The sequence below is a fragment of the Streptomyces sp. NPDC036813 genome, from assembly GCF_055609245.1.
Genome location: NZ_JBVJPV010000001.1, coordinates 70,460 through 91,414, shown reverse-complemented (window position 1 = coordinate 91,414; position 20,955 = coordinate 70,460). Strand labels below are relative to the sequence as shown.

The window sequence follows — 20,955 nt, the reverse complement described above, 5'->3', positions numbered from 1 at the left end:
TCCTTCTCGCGGGAGCGGCTCCCGGCACGGTCATATGCGCTTCCAGTCCCCGAGCGTCAGCCCCGGCCCCCTCTCCTGGCGGGCCAGGATCAGGGTGCCGTCCGGCGCCACGGCGAGAACCACGACGCGGCCGTGCCCGTCCAGGGCGAGCACGGGGTCGCCCAGGCACGCGATGGTGGTGTCGATCCACCAGACTCCGTTGCGCTCGTCCTCCGCGGGACAGACGCCCAACACGATCCGCCCCCCTGCGTCGCGGTGGGCGAGCACCATGCAGGGATAGCCGTCGAGCACGGTGGCAAGCCCCGCATGGCGCCCGTCGCCCGGGTTCCCGCCCACCGGCACCGGCCACTCGCCGGGACGCACGACGACGATCCCGCCGCTGCGGACGTCGGTCAGCAGATAGGTGAGGCGACCGGGCGAGGTCTCCACCGCTGTCGCCGAACCGGGTAGTGGCGCCACGGTGAGATCGTGCCCTCGCTCCAGGGGCCCGCCGGGCTGCTGCTGATACCAGGTCAGGGCCCCGTCGAACGCAGGGGCGAGGAGTTCCACCCGGCCCGTCGAGGTGGCGCCGGCCGCCGGTGTGTCCAGGGCGGCGGCGACCTGCAGATCGCGCCAGGGCTCCCAACGCCCCTGGGCGTCCTCGCGGCGCAAGGCCACCCGTCCCTCGGCCGTGGGGACGAAGACGTACAGCGTGCCGGCGGTGTCCACCGTGACGGCCGGCTCCCCCATCTGGGCCGTCCGCTCCCGCTTGGCATGGGGATTGCCGACCGAGCGCCACTCGCTCAGCGGACGGCCGGCCTGGTACTGCACCGCGTAGACGAGGTCCACGGTCGGCGGGGCGTCGTCGGCGCCGCGCACACGGCGGCCGATCAGATGCACATAACGGTTGCCGCCCTGGGCGAGGGCGATCCGGCCCACGCCCTCCGCCGGCAGGGCGTCCGGGCCCGACCAGCCGGGGCCCGCGGGTCTGGTCTCGGTCCAGCGCAGCACCACCTGGTCGACGTGCGCGAACACCATGAGCCTGCCGTCGTGCCCGAGCACCGCCCACGGTCCGGACAACACCGCCGGGAGAGTGCCGGACGGGCCTGGTGCGATGCCGTCGGCCCGCTGCCGTCGCCCGTTGTCGAGCGCGCTACTGGCCCGCATGGTCCGTCGTCGTCCTTCCCGCCGGCCGGGCCCCGATCGGGCTGCGGCCTGGTCACTGCATCATATGTTCGACTGCCGGAGGGGGTGAACGGCGACCGGCCGACCCCCGACGGTGCCCGAGCCCGGAGCCGCGGCCCCGCAGCCGGTTCACGGCCAACGGCGGCAGCCCCTTGCGCTCAGGCGCGGGCCGCCGGATGGCGCGCGCACCAGCCGGCCCACGCGGAGGCGACCATCGCTCGCGCGTCGTGGCGCGCGGTCCAGCCGAGCTCGGCGCGCATACGCTCGGCCGACGCGACGACGCGGGCCGGGTCCCCGGCGCGACGGGGCGCCGTCAGCGGTGCTGCGGCCGAGCCATGACCCGTCACCTCGCCGATCAGCGCGATCATCTCGCGCACCGAAACGCCTTCACCGCGCCCGACGTTGACCGTCAGGTCACTGCCCGGCTCCCGGTCTGCAAGGGCGCGCGCGGCAGCCACATGCGCCGAGGCGATGTCGTCGACGTGGACGAAGTCCCGTACGCAGGTGCCGTCCTCGGTGTCGTAGTCGTCCCCGAAGACGACGGGCGCGGCGCCTTGCATGAGCTTCTGGAACACCATCGGGACGAGGTTGAAGACCCCGGTGTCCGCGAGGTGGTCGGCCGCCGAACCCGCGACGTTGAAGTACCGCAGGCAGGCCGTGGTCATGCCGTGCGCCCGGCCGGCCGCCCGCACCAGCCACTCCCCCGCCAACTTGGTCTCCCCGTACGGGTTCACGGGCGAACAGGGTGTGTCCTCCGTCACCAGGTCCGCATCGGGCATGCCGTACACGGCCGCCGAGGAGGAGAAGAGGAACCGCCGCACACCGGCGTCGGCGGCGGCCTGCAGCAGCGTCTGAAGGCCCTGCACGTTCTCGCGGTAGTAGTACAGCGGCCGTTCCACCGACTCCCCGACCTGCTTCTTGGCCGCGAGGTGGACGATGCCGGAAATGCGCAGGTCGGGCAGAGTCGAGCGGAGCAGTTCCGCGTCCAGGACCGAGCCCTGGACGAAGGGCACGCTGTCGGGGACGCGCTTGCGGTCGCCGGTGGACAGATCGTCGTACACCGCCACGGCCTCGCCCGCCGCCAGCATGGCGCGGACTACGTGCGCTCCGATGAATCCCGCTCCGCCAGTGATCAGCCACGTCATGCGCGCATACTAATTCTTCGCTTCGCGTTTACAAATGCGTCATATCCAGCGCATGATCGGTTGATGGGCTGCCTATAGTGACACGATCGTTCTGGCAGCCACGGACCGGCTCTCCCCACACCCGAGTCCTCAACGCCCCAAGCAGCGGCCCTGGCGGGCCATGACCTCACGAGGACTCAGAAGCAGGATGAGCCACGTCTCGACGCCCCAGAGCAGCGATACGGACGCGCCGTCCAGGCGCCGTGGCGGCAGAGGGGGCAAGCGCAGAACCGGGAAGCGTCGCACCGGTCGTAAGATCCTCCTCGCCCTCGGGGTGGTCGTGGTCGCCGCCGCCGGCACCGGTTACTGGCTCTACAGCGACCTCGACGGGAACATCAAGGGCGTCGACATCGACAAGGCGATCGGTGACGACCGGCCCGAGAAACTGCCCACGTCCGGGCAGAACATCCTGATCCTCGGCTCCGATTCGCGCGCGGGGGCCAACGCCGCGCTGGACAAGGCCGATGTCTCCGGGGCACGTTCGGACACCGCGCTGGTGATGCACATACCCGACGGCCGCACCCAGGCCGTCGCCGTCAGCATCCCCCGCGACACCCTGGTGACCCGCCCCGAGTGCACCAAGTCGGACGGTTCGACGGTGGCCTCGGCGAAGCGTGTGATGTTCAACTCCATCTACTCGCTGGCCGGTCCGGCGTGTGTGGTGAAGACCGTGGAGCAGATGTCCGGCGTCCGCATGGACCACTATGTGGAGATCGACTTCGCCGGCTTCAAGGGGCTGGTGGACGCGATAGGCGGCGTCACCGTCACCGTCGACCAGGACATCCACGACAAGTCCAGCGGGCTGGACCTGAGCGCGGGCACCCACCGCCTCGACGGCACGCAGTCCCTGCAGTTCGTACGCACTCGGCACGGTATCGGCGACGGCAGCGACCTCGGCCGTATCGGGCTGCAGCAGCAGTTCATGATGGCCCTGCTGTCGGAGATCAAGAAGCAGGACCTGCTGGGCAGCCCCACCAAGGCCTACAAGATCGCCGACCAGCTCACCGCCGCGCTGACCACCGACTCCGACCTCGCGTCGCTGACGAAGCTCGCGGAGTTCGGCCGCAGCCTGAACGGCGTGAACCCGGACACCATGGAGACGATCATGCTCCCGGTGGCGTACGACAAGGTCGACCCGAACCGTGTGGTGGCCGCCGAGCCGCAGGCGTCGTCGCTCTGGAAGGCGCTGCGCAGCGACACCGAGATCCCGGAGTCCGCGAAGAAGTCCCCCGCGAAGGGCGGCTGAGCCCGCCGCGGCCCGCGACCGTCCGGCCCCTTGCTCCGGGGCGCCGTGCGAGGCTAGCCCCCATGGACGACACCACCCCCCTGCTCGTGATCGTCGACGGCGCCAACGTCGTCGGGTCGGTGCCCGACGGCTGGTGGCGCGACCGGCGCGGCGCCGCCGAACGCCTGCGGGACCGGCTGGCGGAACGGGGGCTTCCCGGATACGGCGGTGACGGCGGCGCCATGGACATCGTCCTCGTCGTCGAAGGCGCCGCGCGCGGGGTGGCCTCCGTGCCCGGCGTCCACGTCGAGGACGCCCCCGGCAGCGGCGACGACCACATGGTCGACCTGGTCGCCCGCGCCACGGGCCGCCGCTGCCTGGTCGTCACCGCCGACCGCGAACTGCGCCGCCGCGTCACGGAACTGGGCGCGGAGGTTACGGGCCCACGAGCGGTACGCGACTGAGCCGTCGCCCCGGCGAAGAGCGGTACGCGACCGAGCCGTCGCCCCGGCCGCGAGCGGTACACCGCTGAGCCGCCACCCCCGGCCGCAGGTGATGCCCGGTTCCGACGCCGCGCCCCTGCCGCAGGCGGTATGCGACAGAGCCGCCGCCCCCGGCCCCCGGCCGCACGCCCCCGTGGGCCGGGACGCCCCGCCGCCCGGGGTGGCCGTCCCGCCCGTGGTGGCCGCCCCGCCCGGGGTGGCCGCCCCGCCCGGGGTGGCCGCCCCGCCCGCCGGTGGCCGTCCCGCCCGCCGGTGGCCGTCCCGTCGTGGCGTCTGTCCGTCCCGCTCCGCCCCCTAGCCGCTCCGCCTCCCCCGCTGCGGAGTCACGGCGCCGTGCCGGCGCCGGGGCCGGGGCCCGCCGCCTCGCCCGCCGCGGCGCGTTCGCGCACGGCCAGGCGGCTGTGGCTGCGGCCGTACAGGAAGTAGACGACGAAGCCGATCGCCATCCAGATGCCGAAGCGGACCCATGTCTCGGCCGGCAGGTTGAGCATCAGCCACAGCGAGGCGCACACCGACAGGATCGGGATCACGGGCACCCACGGGGTGCGGAAGGAACGGGGCAGCTCGGGCCGGGAGCGCCGCAGGATGATCACACCGATGGCGACCACCACGAACGCGAACAGCGTGCCGATGTTCACCAGCTCGGCCAGCTCGCTGAGCGGGGTGAAGCCGGCGAGGATCGCGATGAGGACGCCGAGCAGGATCGTGGGCCGGTGCGGGGTCCTGAACCGCGGGTGGACGTGCGAGAAGAAGCGCGGCAGCAGCCCGTCACGGCTCATCGCGAAGAAGACCCGGGTCTGCCCCAGCAGCAGGATCATGCAGACCGTGGTCAGGCCCACCGCGGCGCCGAAACTGATCAGGCCCGCGAACCACGGGTGCCCGGTGGACTTGAAGGCGTCGGCGAGCGGCGCGGTGATGGACAGCTTGGTGTAGTGCTCCATACCGGTCACGACGATCGACACGGCGACGTAGAGCGCCGTGCAGATGAACAGCGAGCCGAGGATGCCGCGCGGCATGTCGCGCTGCGGGTTCCTGGTCTCCTCGGCGGCCGTGGCGACGACGTCGAAACCGATGAAGGCGAAGAAGACGACGGACGCCGCGGTGAAGATGCCCATCACACCGAAGTTGGACGGCGCCCAGCCGAAGATCAGCTGGATCAGCGGCGACTTCAGGCTGCCGCCCGCCTCCACCGCCTTCTGCGGCGGGATGAAGGGGTGGTAGTTGTCGCCGTTGACCAGGAAGGCACCCGCGATGATGACGATGAGGACGACCGTCACCTTGATCGCGACGACGACCGAGGTCACGCGCGCGGAGAGTTTGGTGCCGACCACGAGGATGCCGGTGAGGACGAGCACGAGCGCGGCCGCGAGGATGTCGAAGCCGAAGCCGTGGGCGCCGTCGCGTGTGCCGAGCGCCGCGGGCAGATGCCAGCCCGCGTTGTCCAGCAGCGAGGCGACGTAACCGGACCAGCCGACGGCGACCACCGCCGTGCCGAGGGCGAACTCCAGGACGAGGTCCCAGCCGATGATCCAGGCGGGGAATTCGCCCAGGGAGGCGTAGGAGAACGTGTACGCCGACCCGGCGACCGGGACCGTGGACGCGAACTCGGCGTAGCACAGCGCGGCCAGGGCGCAGACCACGCCCGCCACGACGAAGGCGAGCGCCGTCGCCGGACCGGCGTTGTTCTTGGCGACCGTTCCGGTGAGCACGAAGATGCCGGTGCCGATGATCACACCGACGCCGAAGACGGTCAGGTCCAGCGCGGACAGGGATTTCTTGAGCGCGTGCTCGGGTTCCTCGGTGTCGGCGATCGACTGCTCGACCCTTTTCGTCCGGAAGAGGGTGCTGCTCACGGTGACCTCCCACGCTGTGTCGTCCTCGACAGGGTCGAGAGGGGGTGTGGTGCGTATGCCCCACCGTGGGCCTCATCACGCAAACGGGCCGGTCGCACCACTCTTCACAGTGGCGCAACCGGCCCATTCCGGCACGTCGGGGCTCAGTCGCGGACCGGCTCGACCTCGGCGGCGGCGCGCTCGAACCGGCCGTCGAGCTTGGCCACGAGGCCCGTGACCTGGCGTGCGATGTCGGGCGCGGTCAGCCCGATCTCGGCGAGCACCTCGGCGCGGGAGGCGTGGTCGAGGAAGCGCGGCGGGATGCCGAAGTCGCGCAGCGGCACGTCCACGCCGGCGTCGCGCAGGGCCTGCGCGACGGCGGAGCCGACACCGCCGACGCGGCTGTTGTCCTCGACGGTGACGACGACCCGGTGGCGCTCGGCGAGCGGGGCCATCGCCTCGTCCACCGGCTTGACCCAGCGCGGGTCGACGACGGTGGTGGAGATGCCCTGCTTGTCCAGCAGGCCGGCGACCTCCAGGCACATCGGGGCGAGCGCGCCCACCGAGACCAGCAGGACGTCCGGGCGGTCCGTGCCCGGCTCGCGCAGCACGTCCATGCCGCCGACCCGGCCCACGGCCGGTACGGCGGGGCCGACGGCGCCCTTGGAGAAGCGCACCACCGTCGGCGCGTCCTTGACCTCGACGGCCTCCCGCAGCTGGGCGCGGACCTGGTCGGCGTCGCGCGGCGCGGCGAGCCGCAGGCCGGGCACGACCTGGAGGATCGACATGTCCCACATGCCGTTGTGCGAGGCGCCGTCGGTGCCGGTGACGCCGGCCCGGTCGAGCACGAACGTCACCCCGCACTTGTGCAGGGCCACGTCCATGAGGACCTGGTCGAAGGCGCGGTTGAGGAAGGTGGCGTACACCGCGAAGACCGGGTGCAGTCCGCCGTGGGCGAGGCCGGCGGCGGAGACGGCGCCGTGCTGCTCGGCGATGCCGACGTCGTAGACCCGCTCCGGGAACGCCTTCGCGAAGCGGTCCAGACCGACGGGCTGGAGCATCGCGGCCGTGATGGCGACGATGTCCTTGCGCTCCTTGCCGAGCTTGACCATCTCGTCGCCGAAGACACTCGTCCAGTCGGCGCCGGAGGTGGCGATCGGCAGGCCCGTGTCGGGGTGGATCTTGCCGACGGCGTGGAAGCGGTCGGCCTCGTCCTGCAGGGCGGGCTGGTAGCCGCGGCCCTTCTCGGTGAGGCAGTGCACGATCACCGGGCCGCCGAACCGCTTGGCGCGGGCCAGCGCGGACTCCAGGGCCTCGATGTCGTGGCCGTCGATCGGGCCGACGTACTTCAGACCGAGGTCCTCGAACATGCCCTGCGGGGTGATGAAGTCCTTCAGCCCCTTCTTCGCGCCGTGCAGCGTGTCGTAGAGGGGGCGGCCGACGACCGGGGTGCGCTCCAGGAGGTCCTTGGTGCGGGCCAGGAAGCGCTCGTAGCCGTCGGTGGTGCGCAGGGTCGCCAGGTGGTTCGCGAGGCCGCCGATGGTCGGCGCGTAGGAGCGCTCGTTGTCGTTGACGACGATGACGAGCGGGCGGTCCTTGGCGTCGGCGATGTTGTTCAGCGCCTCCCAGGCCATGCCACCGGTCAGCGCGCCGTCACCGATGACGGCGGCGACGTGGGCGTCCCGTTTGAGCAGCTGGTTGGCCTTGGCGATGCCGTCGGCCCAGCCGAGCACCGTGGAGGCATGACTGTTCTCGATGACGTCGTGCTCGGACTCGGCCTGCGAGGGGTAGCCCGACAGGCCGCCCTTCATCTTCAGCTTGGAGAAGTCCTGCCGGCCGGTGAGCAGCTTGTGCACGTAGGACTGGTGGCCGGTGTCCCACAGCACCTTGTCCTTCGGCGACTCGAAGACGCGGTGCAGGGCGATGGTCAGCTCCACGACGCCGAGGTTCGGACCGAGGTGGCCGCCGGTCTTGGAGACCGCCTCGACGAGGAAGGTCCGGATCTCCCCGGCCAGCTGGTCCAGCTCCTCCAGGCTGAGCCGGTCCAGATCGCGCGGTCCCGTGATGCGGGTCAGCAGCGGCACCCGTGCCTCCTTGCAGTAGAGCTGATCGAGCAATTGCCGGGCTTGTCGAGTCTAATGTTCCGCCCGCGGAAACGATGTCCGCCCCCATGACACGACAGTGCCCGGCACCTGTCAGGTGCCGGGCGACTGGACTCACCTCAGGGGCGCGGGGAGCTGCGCGACCAGCCACGACGGACCGGCACGCGCGGTCACGCCCGCACCCCCTGCGGCGCTGAACGCGGAGCGCTACGCGCGACCCGCGGTCTTCTGCGTCTTACGGGTGATGGAGTCGATGACCACCGTGGTCAGCAGCACAGCCGCCGTGATCATGTACTTCACCGGCTCCGCGATGGACTCCAGCTGCAGTCCGTACTGGATGGAAACGATCACCAGCACACCGAGCAGCGCGTTCCACGTGCGCCCACGGCCACCGAACAGCGACGTACCACCGATGACCGCCGCGGCGATCGCGTTCATCAGCAGGTCACCCGTACCGGCGCTCTGGTTGGCCGAGGCGATCTTCGACGCCAGGAACAGGCCGCCGATCGCCGCGAACCCACCGGAGATCGCGAACACGGAGATCCGCACGGCGGTGACGTTGATACCCGCACGCCGGGAGGCCTCGACGCTGCCGCCGAGCGCGAACACCTTGCGGCCGTAGGTGGTACGGCGCAGCAGGAAGTCCGTGGCGATCAGGAACGCGAGGAAGATCACCGTGGCCAGCGGCAGGCCCTTGTACTGGTTGTACATGTACGCCGCGGCGAAGGAGATCACCGCGAGCAGCACCGTCCGCAGCACGGTGTCGCTCATCGGCCGGGACGGGATGCCCGCGGCCTCGCGGCGCCGGTTGCCGAGGAAGGAGGAGAGGAAGAACACCACCACGACGACGGCGGCCAGCCCGTACGCGGCGGCGACGTCGGTGAAGAAGTACGTGGTCAGTTTGCCGATGAAGCCCTCGCTGTCGAGGTTGATCGTGCCGTTCTCGCCGAGGATCTTCAGCATGAAGCCGAGCCAGAACAGCAGACCGGCCAGGGTGACGGCGAAGGCGGGAGCGCCGAGAACGGCGAAGAAGAAGCCGTGCGCGGCGCCGATGGCGCAGCCGGCGACGATCGCGAGGACCACGGCCGCCCATTCGGGCCAGCCCTGGTTGACGGCGAGGACGGCGGCGATGGCACTGGCCGCGCCGCTGACCGAGCCGACCGCCAGGTCGATCTCGCCGAGGAGCAGCACGAACACGATGCCGACGGAGATCATGCCCGTGCCGACCATCGTGACGGTGATGTCACTGATGTTCTGCGAGGACAGGAACTCGGAGTTCAGGCTCTGGAAGACGACACAGATGATGATCAGGCCGAGGATGACGGGCATGGAGCCCAGCTCGCCCGCCTTCACCTTGCGCTTGAACTCACCCAGGTAGCCCGCGAGACCCTGCTCACGGACGAGGAGCCGGGGGTCGACGGCGACGTCGGCGCCGGCGGCCGCCTCGGGGTTCACGACCTGCTCGTCCTGCTCGGTCGCGGAGGTCTTGTCGATGCTCACTTGGAAACCTCCCCGGTCGCGCTGGTCGTGCGGGCCGCACGGCGGGTCACTGCGTTGTCGGTGGCGCCGGTGATGGCGGAGATGATCTCTTCCTGCGAGGTCGTCTTGACCTCGAAGACACCGTTGTTACGGCCGAGACGCAGGACCGCGACCTTGTCGGCGACGGCCTTGACGTCGGCCATGTTGTGACTGATGAGGATGACGGCGTGCCCGCGCTCCCGCAGCCGCTCCACCAGGTCGAGCACCTGTGCGGTCTGCTCGACGCCGAGGGCGGCGGTGGGCTCGTCGAGGATGACCAGCTTGGGCTCGCCGAGCATGGAACGCGCGATGGCCACGGTCTGGCGCTGACCGCCGGAGAGCGAGGCGATCGGGATCCGGACGCTGGGTATGCGGATCGAGAGGGTGCGCAGCAGTTCCTGCGAGCGCCGCTCCATCTCGACCTCGTCGAGGACACCCCACTTCCTCAGCTCACGGCCGAGGAAGAGGTTGCCGACGACATCGATGTTGTCGCAGAGCGCGAGGTCCTGGTAGACCGTCGCGATGCCCAGGGCCTGGGCGTCGTGCGGCCTGCTGATCGAGACCTTCCTGCCCTCCCATTCGATGGCGCCCTCATCGATGGGGTGCACGCCGGCGATCGTCTTGACCAGCGTGGACTTTCCGGCGCCGTTGTCGCCCACCAGGGCGACCACTTCACCGGCGTGGACCTCAAGCTCTACGTCGGTGAGCGCCTGAACGGCACCGAACCGCTTGGAGACCCCGCGCAACGCCAGCACGGGCGTAGCGGACACGTGAACCATCTCCTTCGCCGCCTGACCCGGCGGAAGGGTTGTGCAGAAGAGTTATGGGGGGGGGTGTTCCGTCCGGCGCCCCGCCACTGAGCTTGCGGGGCTGTCCGATGCGCGGGGCGCCGGAGGAGCGGGGAAGCAGCGTGTGCTGCTTGTGGGGGGCCGGTCCGGGTGCGCCGGGACTGCTCGGGGCGTCCCGGCGGGCGCGGACGGCCGCGGCTTACTTCAGACCGATCTTGTCGCAGGCCGCCTTGTACTTGGCGGTGCAGATCTCGTCGATGGTGTAGACACCGTCCTTGACGACAGTGTCCTTGATGTTGGCCTGGGTCAGCGAGGTGACCGGGACCAGGACGGACGGGATGTCCTTCTCGCTGGCGCTGTTGACCTTGTTCTTGGCGATGGAGTCGAGCGACTTGCCCTGGGCGAGCGCGACGGCCATCTCGGCGGCGGCGTCGGCCTCCGGCGCGTACGGCTTGTAGACGCTCATGTACTGGTCGCCGGTGACGATGCGCTGCACACCGGCCAGCTCGGCGTCCTGGCCGGTGACCGGGACCTTCACGCCCGCGGCCTTGAGGGCGGTGATGATACCGCCGGCCATGCCGTCGTTGGCGGAGTACACGCCCGCGATGTTGTTCTTGCCGACCGCCGAGATCGCGGCTTCCATCTCGGAGTTGGCGTTGTCCGGCGACCACTCCTTGGTGTCGTACTCCTTGGCGATGGTCACCTTGGGGTCGAGGACCGAGTGAGCGCCCTGCTTGAACTGGGCGGCGTTGGGGTCGGTCACCGAGCCGTTGATCATGACGATCTTGGAGGACTTGGTGGCCTTGTCGCCCAGGGCCTTGATCAGGGCGCTGCCCTGGGTCTTGCCGACCTCGACGTTGTCGAACGAGGTGTAGCCGCTGATCGGGCCCTCGGCGAGGCGGTCGTAGGCGACGACCTTGATGCCGGCGTCCGTGGCCTTCTTGACGGAGTTCTGGATGGCCTTGGCGTCGACCGCGTCCAGGATCAGCACGTCCACCTTGTTGGTGATCATGGTGTCGACCTGCTGGGCCTGGAGGTTGGCGTCCTGGCGGGCGTTGTTGTACTGGATGGTCGCCTTGCCGTTGGTCAGCTCCTTGATCTTCTTCTCGATCAGGGGCCGGTCGAACTTCTCGTAGCGAGCGGTCTTGTTCTCCGGCAGGAGCAGACCGACCTTGATGTTGTCGCCCTTGCCGGCGGCGGAGCCGGAGGACTCGGTCTTGCTGCCGCCGGACTCCTTCGCGCTGCCACAGGCGGCGAGCGAAACAGCCATTGCACCAGCGGCCACGGCTACAGCGGCACGACGCATACGCGTGTTCACTTCGAAAAACCTCCCTGACGAGGCCGCGTCGTTGCGGCCGAGGTGGCTGGAAGTCAACTCGGCCACACGTACGACGTCAAGAAGTAAATCCTTAACGAGATGGCAACGGTGCCATCCGTTCTCTAAGTGAAGGCAGGCACGGCCGTAGTCGGCGCGCCGTCCAAAAGTGTCGAATCGCCCATCTCGCTGAGCGCGAGCGCGAGCGCTCCGAGCACCTCCGCACGGCCCCCAAGTGCCCCCGGGAGAACGGACAGTTGGCGCGCCGCGCTGGGGATCGCGTAGCGGCCGACGGACTCCCTGATCGGCCCGAGCACAAGCTCACCGGCCTCGGCGAGATCACCGCCCAGGACCACCCGGCTCGGGTTCAGCAAGTTGCAGAGATTGGCCACTCCACTGCCGATGTGGCGGCCGACGTCGGCGATCACCCGACGACAGCCCGGGTCTCCGTCCTTGGCCAGCCGTACGACGCCCTCCATGGTGAGGTCGGTGCCATGGCTGGACTGGAGCAGCGGCAGCACATAGCGCGCGGCCGCGAAGGTCTCCAGGCAGCCGCGGTTCCCGCAGCGGCAGACCGGTCCGGATTCATCAAGAGTAATATGTCCGATTTCTCCCGCAGTGCCACCCGGGCCGCGGTAGATCTTGCCGTCGATCACCAGACCGGCGCCCACACCGCTGGCGACCTTGATGTACGCCAGGTCGCGCACGCCCCTGCCGCTGCCCCAGACCAGCTCGCCGAGGGCGCCGAGGTTGGCGTCGTTGTCCACGTAGACGGGCACGCCCAGGCGGCCTTTGAGCTCCTCGGCGGGCTTGGTGCCGGTCCAGCCGGGCAGGATCGCGGTGGACCCCAGGGTGCCGGACTCGACGTCGATCGGACCCGGTACGCCGAGGCCCACGCCGGCGACTTTGGACCGGTCGACCCCCGTTGCTGCGATCAGGCGATTCACCAGCTCCTCGGCCCGGTCCAGGCCCTGCGCGGAGGAGGCGTCGACGTCCAGCGGCTCGGACTCCTCGGCGAGCACCTGGTGGGCGAGGTTGCCCACGGCGACGCGCAGGTGGGTGTGCCCGAAGTCGACGCCGACGACGATGCCCGCGTCGCCGCTGAGGCTGACGCTGCGGGCCCTGCGCCCGCCCGCCGAGGTGGGCGTGACCTCGACCGTTCCGCCGTCCTTGAGTTCACGGACGATGTTGGAGACCGTTGCCGCGGACAGGCCCGTGGTCCTCGCGATCTCCGCCTGGGTGAGCGATCCCGCCAGCCGAACGGCGCGTACGACCCGCTCCAGGTTGGCTCGGTGCAGCGACGACTGCGACCCCGGAGTCTCCACGACGACCTCCTGCGCACGGGACCGCTTCGATGAGGCCCCGCTCTATGTCCAACTAGTGAACTCTAAGCTGAGCCGTTCGGGGTGACTCCCGTCAAGAGGTTGAACACTTTCCACCTCCGTGCACAACCCCTCACGGGCAGTCTCCGACAGCGGAACGGGCCGCGTCCACACGGTCGCACAGGGCTACGGAGAGCGTGGGGGCGGGGGCGCGTCCGGGCCGGGTGGTTTCCGCACCGGAGTACCCCGAAACGGCCCCCGCGCACCCGGCACACGCGTACGCCGCCCCCTGGGGAGCGGCGTACGTCGTCCGGTGCGGCCCGCCGGCCGCCGGGGGCTACTTCAGCGCCCCCGCGGTCAGCCCTTGGACCACCTGGCGCTGGAAGACGATGTACGCCGCCAGGACGGGCAGCATCGCCATCACCAGGCCCGCGAAGAGGCCAGACCAGTCACCCTTGTAGCCCTGACTGACGGCCAGCTGGACCAGGCCCTGGGTGAGGACCCGCTTGTCGGGGTCGGTGTTGAGGACCGTCGGGAGCATGTACTGGTTCCACTGGCCCAGAAAGTTGAAGATGCCCACGCTGATCAGACCCGGCTTGGCCATCGGCAGCATGATCTGGAAGAACGTCCGGCTGTGCGAGGCGCCGTCCACGAACGCCGCCTCCGCCACCGACGACGGCAGCGAGCGGAAGAACGCGGTCAGGAAGAACACCGTGAACGGCAGCGAGTACGCGATGTACACCAGGATCAGGCCGTGGATGGTGTTCAGCAGTCCCATGTTGTTCACGACGTAGAACAGCGGGACCAGCGCCAGCATGATCGGGAAGCTCATGCCGCCGACGAACAGGTAGTAGATGAAGCGGTTGCCGGGGAAGTCGAAGCGGGCCAGTACGTACGCCGCCATCGAGCCCAGCACCAGCGTGCCGATGAGCGAGCCGCCGACCACCAGGACGGTGTTCAGGAAGTAGTCGCTCATATGGGCGTCGGTCCAGGCTCGCGACCAGTTGTCGAAGTGCAGCGTGTCCGGCAGCGACCAGGGCGAGCCGAAGATGGAGCTGTCGTCCTTGAAGGACGTCATCACCGCCCACAGCAGCGGCATGACCACCATGATCGCCCAGACGACCAGGATGCCGTGCGAGAAGACGTTGAGGGCACTGCCCTCCTTCTTCGCCGCACGCGGCTTCTTCGCCGGTACGTCCACCTTGGTGACCGGCAGGCCCGACTCGGCCGGGATCGGGGCGGGGGACTCGGTCGTCTTCATCAGAACTCCAGCCGCTCGCGCCGGCCCAGCCGCATCACGAGGGCCGCGAAGGCCAGCGTGACGACGAGCAGGGCGACGCCGATCGTGGTGGCGTAGGCGGCCTGCCCGTCACGGAACGCCTTCTGGTACACGTACAGGACCATGACGGTGGTCGAGTAGTCGGGGCCGCCCGGTCCGGTCGTCATGATCTGCACGACCGCGAACGACTCGGCGCCGAGCGCCAGGATGCCCATGTACACCCAGCCGGACTGCACGGTGTCCCACAGCAGTGGCAGCGTGATGCGGAAGAACGTGGTGAAGCGGTTCGCCCCGTCCAGCAGCGCGGCCTCGTACAGGTCCGCCGGGATCGACGCCATGCCCGCCGAGAACAGCACCACGAAGAAACCGACCGTCGACCAGACCAGAACGGCCATCACACACCACAGTGCCAGGCTCGGATCACCCAGCCACAGGGGCTGCACGCTGTCCAGCCCGATTCCCCGCAGGACGGAGTTGATGGCGCCGCTCTCCGGGTTGTACGCGAAGGCGAACAGCAGAGCGACGATCGCGATGGAGAGCACCTGCGGGAAGAAGTACACGATTTTGTAGAACGACGACCCCCGGACGCCGGAAATGACCGGCCCGCCCTTTCTCCGCCGCCCGCCCACATTGATCATGAAGGCGAAGAACAGCGCCAGACCGAGTGTCACCAGCGGCAGCACCAGGGCGAACAACAGGCTGTGCTGCAACGACTTCCAGAAGATCTCGTCGTCGAGCATCCTCTTGTAGTTGTCGAAGCCGACCATCTTGAATTCGGGGCTCAGACCCGTCCAGTCCGTGAACGAGTAGTAGATGGACTGGATGAAGGGCCACACCACGAACAGGGCGTACAGCCCCAGGGGCACCGCCAGGAACCCCACGATGAACCGGTATTTACCGTGCTGCATTACTACCGACCCCGATCTCTGGGCGGGCACTGCCGCCAGGGGCCGCCCGGGCTGGTCAGGGCGCCGGGCGGACTCTGGTGACGGTTCGTCACTGGTGCTTGTAGTGCTTGATCGAGCTGTCCTTGGCGGCCTCGTCGGCGAAACCCTGGATCTTCTTGATGGCCTCGGCCGGGGTGAGGCGGCCGGCCATCATCTCGCCGAGACCGGCCACGCCGATCTTCTCCTTCTGCAGCTGCACGTACCAGTCCTGCAGCCGCGGGTTCACCACGTTCTGTCCGGCCTTGTCCAGCGCCGCCACACCCGACTTCAGACCGGGCGTGAGGGTGATGCCGTCCGTGCCGCCGTTGTACGCGGTCAGCGACTTCACCTTGGCGGTGAAGTTCTTCGAGGACGCCTCGCTGAGCATGATGCGCAGCTGCTCCATGCCACCGGTGCCGTTCTTCGCCTTGGCGGGCACGATGAACGGCTCGCCGCCGGAGGCCCAGATGGTACCGAAGGGCATCTTGTCGGAGGCGTCGATGCCGGTCGGCGCGGACACGGCGAGATTGAAGTCGGCCGGGATGACGTTGGCCGACTCGTTCTCCACCCAGGAGCCGTTCGGGATGAACAGCGCCTTGCCCTTGGCCCACGCGGTCTGCGACTGGATGTGGTCCAGGCCCGGGGTGCCCTGGAGGACGTAGCCCTTCTTGTACAGCTCGTAGTACGCCTCGAAGCAGGCCTTGACGGCCGGGTGCTTCCAGGCGTTCGGCTCGAGGTTGTCGATCGCGTCGAGGACCTCGCGCCCGCCGACCTTGCCGATCATCGGGTACAGGGAGAAGGGCAGGTAGTACGGGTACTTGCCGGCGTACGTCCAGCCGGCCATGCCCTTCTTCTTGGCCTTCTCGCACACCGCGAGCATCTGGTCCCAGGTCTCGGGGTACTTCTCGTCGAGCGAGTCCAGCGCCTTCTGCGAGTACCAGACGCCGTACACGGTGTAGGCGTAGTACAGGATCCAGACCTGCTGGCCGTCGAACTGGCCCATCTCCACGATGCCCGGGCGCAGGGTGTCGCGGACCTTCTTGTTCGGGTCGTCGTAGGAGGGGGCGTCCAGCAGCGGGGTGAGGTCGGCGAGCTGGTTCTTGCCGACCAGGACGCCCATGTCCATCTGCTCGGCGCCGGAGTTGTCGATGAGGTCCGGCGGGGTGCCCTGGTTGAAGCGGGGCTGGAGGGTGGACTGGATCTTCTGGGTGGCGGAGAACTTGACGTGCGCCTTGGGGAAGTTCTTGGCGTAGATCTTCGTGGCGTCCTCGGCGTACTCCTTGCCGAAACCGCCGTCGAAGAGGACGAACTCCATCTGGGCGGTGTCATTGACGCCCAGCGGGTTCTGGGCGGTCTTCTTGCCCGCCTTCGCCTTCTCGTTGTTGTCGCTGCCGCCGCCGCTGGCACACGCGGACAGGAAGCCCATCGCGGGCACGGACACCAGGCCCAGCGCGGCTGACCGCTTGATCAGAGCGCGGCGGCCGACACCACCGGTGCCGTTGTTTGCTGCGGAAGTGGATCCCATGCTCAAGTCCTCGCCTTCTCACAGGACTCAGGCGGTGAACCGGATCCTCCCCGGCACCGCGGTCGGGTCAAGCAGGGTGAAGCAGGTGGAACAGGAGTGGAACAGGGGTGGAGCAGGAAGTGGCGCAAGAGGTCGGACCGGACGTGCTGCGAGGTCGTGCAGATCGTGTGAATCGCCGACAGGTATAGTCCACTTCCGGCCGCCGGAGCAAGATCGAATGCAAGGTTGGCCATGGGTCTTTTCCGAGTTGAGACCTCGCGGAAATATGGACCGCCTGTGGATCCCGTGCCGGAAAAAGTACCGACATAGCCCCCGAACGGCGCACTCAACACCCTTGACACCCCTGGGCACTTCACCCCCTACTGGTTCCTGCGCGATGAAGCTGACAACGTTGTCCACCGCGCAGGGAGGGTGTGCTCGTCGATGCAGCGCAGAACTCGGCACAGATACGGTCCGGCGGTCGTTCTCACGGCCGCCTTTGTCATGACGGCAGGCGCCCAGGGGGCGGCGGTGGCGCTGCCCCCGCAGGCTCCGGCCACCGAGAGGTCTTTCGCCTCGTCCTTCGAGGCGGGCGATCCGGCGCCCGACTGGCTCAACACCGTCGACACCTCGCCCGACGGCGGCAAGCGCGCGTCCGGTGTGGACGGCGGCTACGCGAGCGGCATACCGGGCAACGTCACCGACCATGTCACGGACGTGCGGGCGAGCGGGGAGAACACGGGCGCGGGCGAGGTGAAGGAGAACCTCGTCGACGGCGAACCGAGCACCAAATGGCTCACCTTCGAGCCGACGGGCTGGGTCGAGTTCGACCTGGACAAACCACAGAAAATCGTGACATACGCGCTCACCTCGGCCAATGACGCCGCCGAACGCGACCCCAGGGACTGGACGCTGAAGGGTTCAACCGACGGCAAGGACTGGAAGACGCTCGACACTCGCTCCGGCGAATCCTTCGGCGAACGGTTCCGGACGAAGACGTACGACCTGGCCGAGCCCGCCGAGTACGCCCACTTCCGGCTGGAGATCACGCGGAACGACGGCGCCTCGGGCATCCTGCAACTGGCCGACGTGCAGTTCTCCACCGGCGCCGCGGACGGGCCGGTGCCCCGGGACATGCTCTCGCTCGTCGACCGCGGCCCGAGCGGGTCGCCGACGGCGAAGGCGGGCGCCGGATTCACCGGAAAGCGCGCCCTGCGTTACGCCGGACGCCACACGGCGGACGGCCGGGCGTACTCGTACAACAAGGTCTTCGACGTCGACGTGCGCGTCACCCGGGCCACGCGGCTGTCCTACCGGATCTTCCCGTCGATGGCCGACGGCGACCGTGACTACGACGCCACGAACGTCTCCGTCGACCTCGCCTTCACCGACGGCACCTATCTGAGCGGCCTCGGCGCCACCGACCAGCACGGGTTCGCGCTCACTCCGCAGGGCCAGGGCGCCGCGAAGGTGCTCTACGTCAACCAGTGGAACAACGTGGTCTCGGCGATCGGCTCGGTCGCGGCCGGCAAGACCGTCGACCGGATCCTGGTGGCGTACGACTCGCCGAAGGGCCCGGCGCGCTTCCGCGGCTGGCTGGACGACATCGCTCTGCGGCCCGTCCCGCCCGAGCGCCCCAAGGCGCACCTGGCGGACTACGCGCTGACCACCCGCGGCACCAACTCCAGCGGCGGTTTCTCCCGCGGCAACGACTTCCCCGCGACCGCGATGCCGCACGGCTTCAACTTCTGGACGCCGGTCACCAACGCCGGCTCGCTGAGCTGGCTCTACGACTACGCCCGGATGAACAACGCGGACAACCTGCCGACGATCCAGGCGTTCAGCGCGAGCCACGAGCCGAGCCCGTGGATGGGCGACCGGCAGACCTTCCAGGTGATGCCCTCGGTCACTCCCGGCACCCCGGACACCTCGCGCGACGGGCGGGCTCTGCCCTTCCGGCACGAGAACGAGACCGCGCGGCCCTACTACTACGGGGTGCGGTTCGAGAACGGCCTCAAGGCCGAGATGGCCCCCACGGATCACGCGGCGGCCCTGCGCTTCACCTTCCCCGGAGACGACGCGAGCGTGCTGTTCGACAACGTCACCGAGCAGGCGGGCCTCACCCTCGACAAGGAGCACGGGGTCGTCACCGGGTACTCCGACGTGAAGTCCGGCCTGTCCACCGGCGCGACCCGTCTGTTCGTGTACGGCGTCTTCGACCGGCCGGTGACGGACGGGTCGTCGAGCGGTGTGCAGGGCTGGCTGCGCTTCCAGGCGGGGGACGACCACACGGTCACCCTGCGCCTGGCGACCTCCCTGATCAGCCTCGACCAGGCCAAGGACAACCTGCGCCAGGAGATCCCCGACGGCATGTCCTTCGACGGGGTGAAGAACCGCGCCCGCAAGGCCTGGGACGACCTCCTCGGCCGGGTCGAGGTGGAAGGCGCGACCCCGGACCAGCTGACCACCCTGTACTCCAGCCTCTACCGGCTGTACCTGTACCCGAACTCCGGCTTCGAGAAGGTCGGCGGCAAGGACCAGTACGCCTCGCCCTTCTCCCCCATGCCGGCCCAGGACACCCCGACGCACACCGGCGCGAAGATCGTCGACGGCAAGGTGTACGTCAACAACGGCTTCTGGGACACCTATCGCACCACCTGGCCGGCGTACTCCTTCCTGACGCCCGCTCAGGCCGGCGAGCTGGTCGACGGGTTCGTGCAGCAGTACAAGGACGGCGGCTGGACCTCGCGCTGGTCCTCCCCCGGCTACGCCGATCTGATGACCGGCACCTCCTCGGACGTGGCGTTCGCCGACGCCTACGTCAAGGGCGTCGGCTTCGACGCGAAGGCGGCGTACGACGCGGCCGTGAAGAACGCCACGGTCGTCCCGCCCGCCTCGGGCGTGGGCCGCAAGGGCATGGCGACCTCGCCGTTCCTCGGCTACACGAGCACCGACACGCACGAGGGCCTCTCCTGGGCGCTGGAGGGCTACCTCAACGACTACGGCATCGCGAGGATGGGCCGGAAGCTGTACGCGCAGACCGGTGAGAAGCGCTACCAGGAGGAGTCGGAGTACTTCCTCAACCGCGCCCGCGACTACGTCAACCTCTTCGACACCAAGGCCGGCTTCTTCCAGGGCCGCGACGCCAAGGGCAACTGGCGGCTCGCGTCGGACAAGTACGACCCGCGTGTGTGGGGCTACGACTACACCGAGACCAACGGCTGGGGCTACGCCTTCACCGCCCCGCAGGACAGCCGGGGCCTGGCCAACCTCTACGGCGGACGCGCGGGGCTCGGCGACAAGCTCGACCAGTACTTCGCCACGCCGGAGACCGCCTCGCCGGAGGTCGTCGGCTCCTACGGCGGTGTCATCCACGAGATGACGGAGGCCCGGGACGTCCGCATGGGCATGTACGGGCACTCCAACCAGGTCGCCCACCACGTGATCTACATGTACGACGCGGCCGGGCAGCCGTGGAAGGCGCAGGAGAAGGTGCGCGAGGTGCTCTCGCGGCTGTACGTCGGCAGCGAGATCGGGCAGGGCTACCACGGCGACGAGGACAACGGCGAGCAGTCGGCCTGGTACCTGTTCTCCGCGCTCGGCTTCTACCCGCTGGTCATGGGCAGCGGCGAGTACGCCGTCGGCTCCCCGCTGTTCACCAAGGCGACCGTGCACCTGGAGAACGGCCGTGACCTCGTGGTGAAGGCGCCGGAGAACAGCGCCCGCAACATCTACGTGCAGGGCCTGAAGGTGAACGGCCGGACCTGGACGTCCACCGCTCTCCCCCACTCCCTCCTCTCCCGCGGCGGGGTCCTGGAGTTCGACATGGGGCCGCGGCCCTCGGCGTGGGGCACCGGGAAGAACGCCGCCCCCGCGTCGATCACGACCGACGACAAGGCGCCCGCCCCGCGCGCGGACGTGCTGAAGGGCGACGGCGCCCTGTTCGACGACACGTCGGCCAGCGAGGCCGCGGTGACGACGGCCGATCTGCCGGTCACCGGCCGGACGGAGGCCGTCCAGTACACCCTGACCTCGCCGAAGGACCACACGAAGGCGCCGTCCGGCTGGCGCCTGGAGGGCTCCGCCGACGGCACCACCTGGCAGACCCTCGACGAACGCTCCGGTGAGTCCTTCACCTGGGACCGGCAGACCCGGGTGTTCACGGTGGGGCACCCCGGCGCGTACGAGAAGTACCGCCTGGTGCTGACCGGAGAGGCGACGCTGTCGGAGGTCGAACTGCTCGCGCAGCCCTGACAGTGCGGCCGGCACCGGCCTCGAGCCTCGGTGCCGGCC

The 20,955-nt window shown here is 69.2% G+C and carries 14 protein-coding genes; 3 read left to right on the top strand and 11 right to left on the bottom strand.

The annotated features are described in order from the left end of the window. Nucleotides 1–30: 30 nt before the first annotated feature. Together ACZ67Q_RS00325 and galE are read right to left on the bottom strand one after the other, a co-directional pair. Nucleotides 31–1,146: a PLL family lectin gene (locus ACZ67Q_RS00325; RefSeq protein ID WP_471174604.1), complete on the bottom strand. Its 1,116-nt coding sequence runs from the start codon at nt 1,144–1,146 to the stop codon at nt 31–33. 176 nt (nt 1,147–1,322) lie between these two features. Continuing rightward, a complete protein-coding gene (galE, locus tag ACZ67Q_RS00320) occupies nt 1,323–2,309 on the bottom strand; it encodes a UDP-glucose 4-epimerase GalE (protein WP_471174602.1) in 987 nt (328 codons plus the stop codon). 187 nt (nt 2,310–2,496) lie between these two features. Here galE and ACZ67Q_RS00315 point away from each other — a divergent pair, with 187 nt between their 5' ends. Both ACZ67Q_RS00315 and ACZ67Q_RS00310 read left to right on the top strand, forming a co-directional pair. Beyond that, entirely contained in the window at nt 2,497–3,594 is a 1,098-nt protein-coding gene (locus ACZ67Q_RS00315; protein ID WP_471174600.1) for an LCP family protein, read from the top strand. 62 nt (nt 3,595–3,656) lie between these two features. Continuing rightward, entirely contained in the window at nt 3,657–4,037 is a 381-nt protein-coding gene (locus ACZ67Q_RS00310; RefSeq protein WP_471174598.1) for a PIN domain-containing protein, read from the top strand. A 362-nt stretch (nt 4,038–4,399) separates the two neighbouring features. Here the strand turns inward: ACZ67Q_RS00310 and ACZ67Q_RS00305 are convergent, their stop codons facing one another. The 9 genes from ACZ67Q_RS00305 to ngcE form a co-directional block, all read right to left on the bottom strand. Continuing rightward, nucleotides 4,400–5,929 carry an amino acid permease gene (locus ACZ67Q_RS00305; protein WP_471174596.1) on the bottom strand — a complete coding sequence of 510 codons (1,530 nt, stop codon included), beginning with the start codon at nt 5,927–5,929 and terminating at the stop codon, nt 4,400–4,402. Between the two features lie 143 nt (nt 5,930–6,072). Beyond that, nucleotides 6,073–7,992: a 1-deoxy-D-xylulose-5-phosphate synthase gene (gene dxs, locus ACZ67Q_RS00300; RefSeq protein ID WP_471174594.1), complete on the bottom strand. Its 1,920-nt coding sequence runs from the start codon at nt 7,990–7,992 to the stop codon at nt 6,073–6,075. A 225-nt stretch (nt 7,993–8,217) separates the two neighbouring features. After that, nucleotides 8,218–9,510, bottom strand: coding sequence for a sugar ABC transporter permease (locus ACZ67Q_RS00295; RefSeq protein WP_471174592.1), 1,293 nt, complete (start codon nt 9,508–9,510; stop codon nt 8,218–8,220). Beyond that, nucleotides 9,507–10,307, bottom strand: coding sequence for an ATP-binding cassette domain-containing protein (locus ACZ67Q_RS00290; RefSeq protein WP_361624752.1), 801 nt, complete (start codon nt 10,305–10,307; stop codon nt 9,507–9,509). The genes ACZ67Q_RS00295 and ACZ67Q_RS00290 overlap by 4 nt, the downstream gene beginning before the upstream one ends. A 208-nt stretch (nt 10,308–10,515) precedes the next feature. Further along, nucleotides 10,516–11,622 (bottom strand): substrate-binding domain-containing protein, encoded by a 1,107-nt coding sequence (locus ACZ67Q_RS00285; protein ID WP_471175950.1) that lies wholly within the window; start codon nt 11,620–11,622, stop codon nt 10,516–10,518. A gap of 134 nt (nt 11,623–11,756) precedes the next feature. Beyond that, on the bottom strand, nt 11,757–12,956 hold the full coding sequence (locus ACZ67Q_RS00280) for an ROK family transcriptional regulator (protein ID WP_471174590.1): 1,200 nt from the start codon (nt 12,954–12,956) through the stop codon (nt 11,757–11,759). A gap of 334 nt (nt 12,957–13,290) precedes the next feature. Further along, complete coding sequence (locus ACZ67Q_RS00275) at nt 13,291–14,214, bottom strand: carbohydrate ABC transporter permease (protein WP_471174588.1); 924 nt, start codon at nt 14,212–14,214, stop codon at nt 13,291–13,293. Further along, the gene (locus ACZ67Q_RS00270; protein ID WP_471174586.1) at nt 14,214–15,140 is read right to left on the bottom strand and encodes a carbohydrate ABC transporter permease; all 927 of its coding nucleotides are present in this window, start codon (nt 15,138–15,140) and stop codon (nt 14,214–14,216) included. The genes ACZ67Q_RS00275 and ACZ67Q_RS00270 overlap by 1 nt, the downstream gene beginning before the upstream one ends. Before the next feature lie 88 nt (nt 15,141–15,228). Then, nucleotides 15,229–16,683, bottom strand: coding sequence for an N-acetylglucosamine/diacetylchitobiose ABC transporter substrate-binding protein (ngcE, locus tag ACZ67Q_RS00265; RefSeq protein WP_471174584.1), 1,455 nt, complete (start codon nt 16,681–16,683; stop codon nt 15,229–15,231). A gap of 423 nt (nt 16,684–17,106) precedes the next feature. Here ngcE and ACZ67Q_RS00260 point away from each other — a divergent pair, with 423 nt between their 5' ends. Further along, the gene (locus tag ACZ67Q_RS00260; protein WP_471174582.1) at nt 17,107–20,916 is read left to right on the top strand and encodes a GH92 family glycosyl hydrolase; all 3,810 of its coding nucleotides are present in this window, start codon (nt 17,107–17,109) and stop codon (nt 20,914–20,916) included. Nucleotides 20,917–20,955: the final 39 nt, after the last annotated feature.

Excerpts from the sequence above, each read along its gene's own strand:
- ACZ67Q_RS00325 (WP_471174604.1), bottom strand. The coding sequence starts at position 1,146 with ATGCGGGCCAGTAGCGCGCTCGACAACGGGCGACGGCAGCGGGCCGAC.
- galE (WP_471174602.1), bottom strand. The coding sequence starts at position 2,309 with ATGACGTGGCTGATCACTGGCGGAGCGGGATTCATCGGAGCGCACGTA.
- ACZ67Q_RS00315 (WP_471174600.1), top strand. The coding sequence starts at position 2,497 with ATGAGCCACGTCTCGACGCCCCAGAGCAGCGATACGGACGCGCCGTCC.
- ACZ67Q_RS00310 (WP_471174598.1), top strand. The coding sequence starts at position 3,657 with ATGGACGACACCACCCCCCTGCTCGTGATCGTCGACGGCGCCAACGTC.
- ACZ67Q_RS00290 (WP_361624752.1), bottom strand. The coding sequence starts at position 10,307 with ATGGTTCACGTGTCCGCTACGCCCGTGCTGGCGTTGCGCGGGGTCTCC.
- ACZ67Q_RS00285 (WP_471175950.1), bottom strand. The coding sequence starts at position 11,622 with ATGCGTCGTGCCGCTGTAGCCGTGGCCGCTGGTGCAATGGCTGTTTCG.
- ACZ67Q_RS00275 (WP_471174588.1), bottom strand. The coding sequence starts at position 14,214 with ATGAAGACGACCGAGTCCCCCGCCCCGATCCCGGCCGAGTCGGGCCTG.
- ACZ67Q_RS00270 (WP_471174586.1), bottom strand. The coding sequence starts at position 15,140 with ATGCAGCACGGTAAATACCGGTTCATCGTGGGGTTCCTGGCGGTGCCC.
- ngcE (WP_471174584.1), bottom strand. The coding sequence starts at position 16,683 with ATGGGATCCACTTCCGCAGCAAACAACGGCACCGGTGGTGTCGGCCGC.
- ACZ67Q_RS00260 (WP_471174582.1), top strand. The coding sequence starts at position 17,107 with ATGCAGCGCAGAACTCGGCACAGATACGGTCCGGCGGTCGTTCTCACG.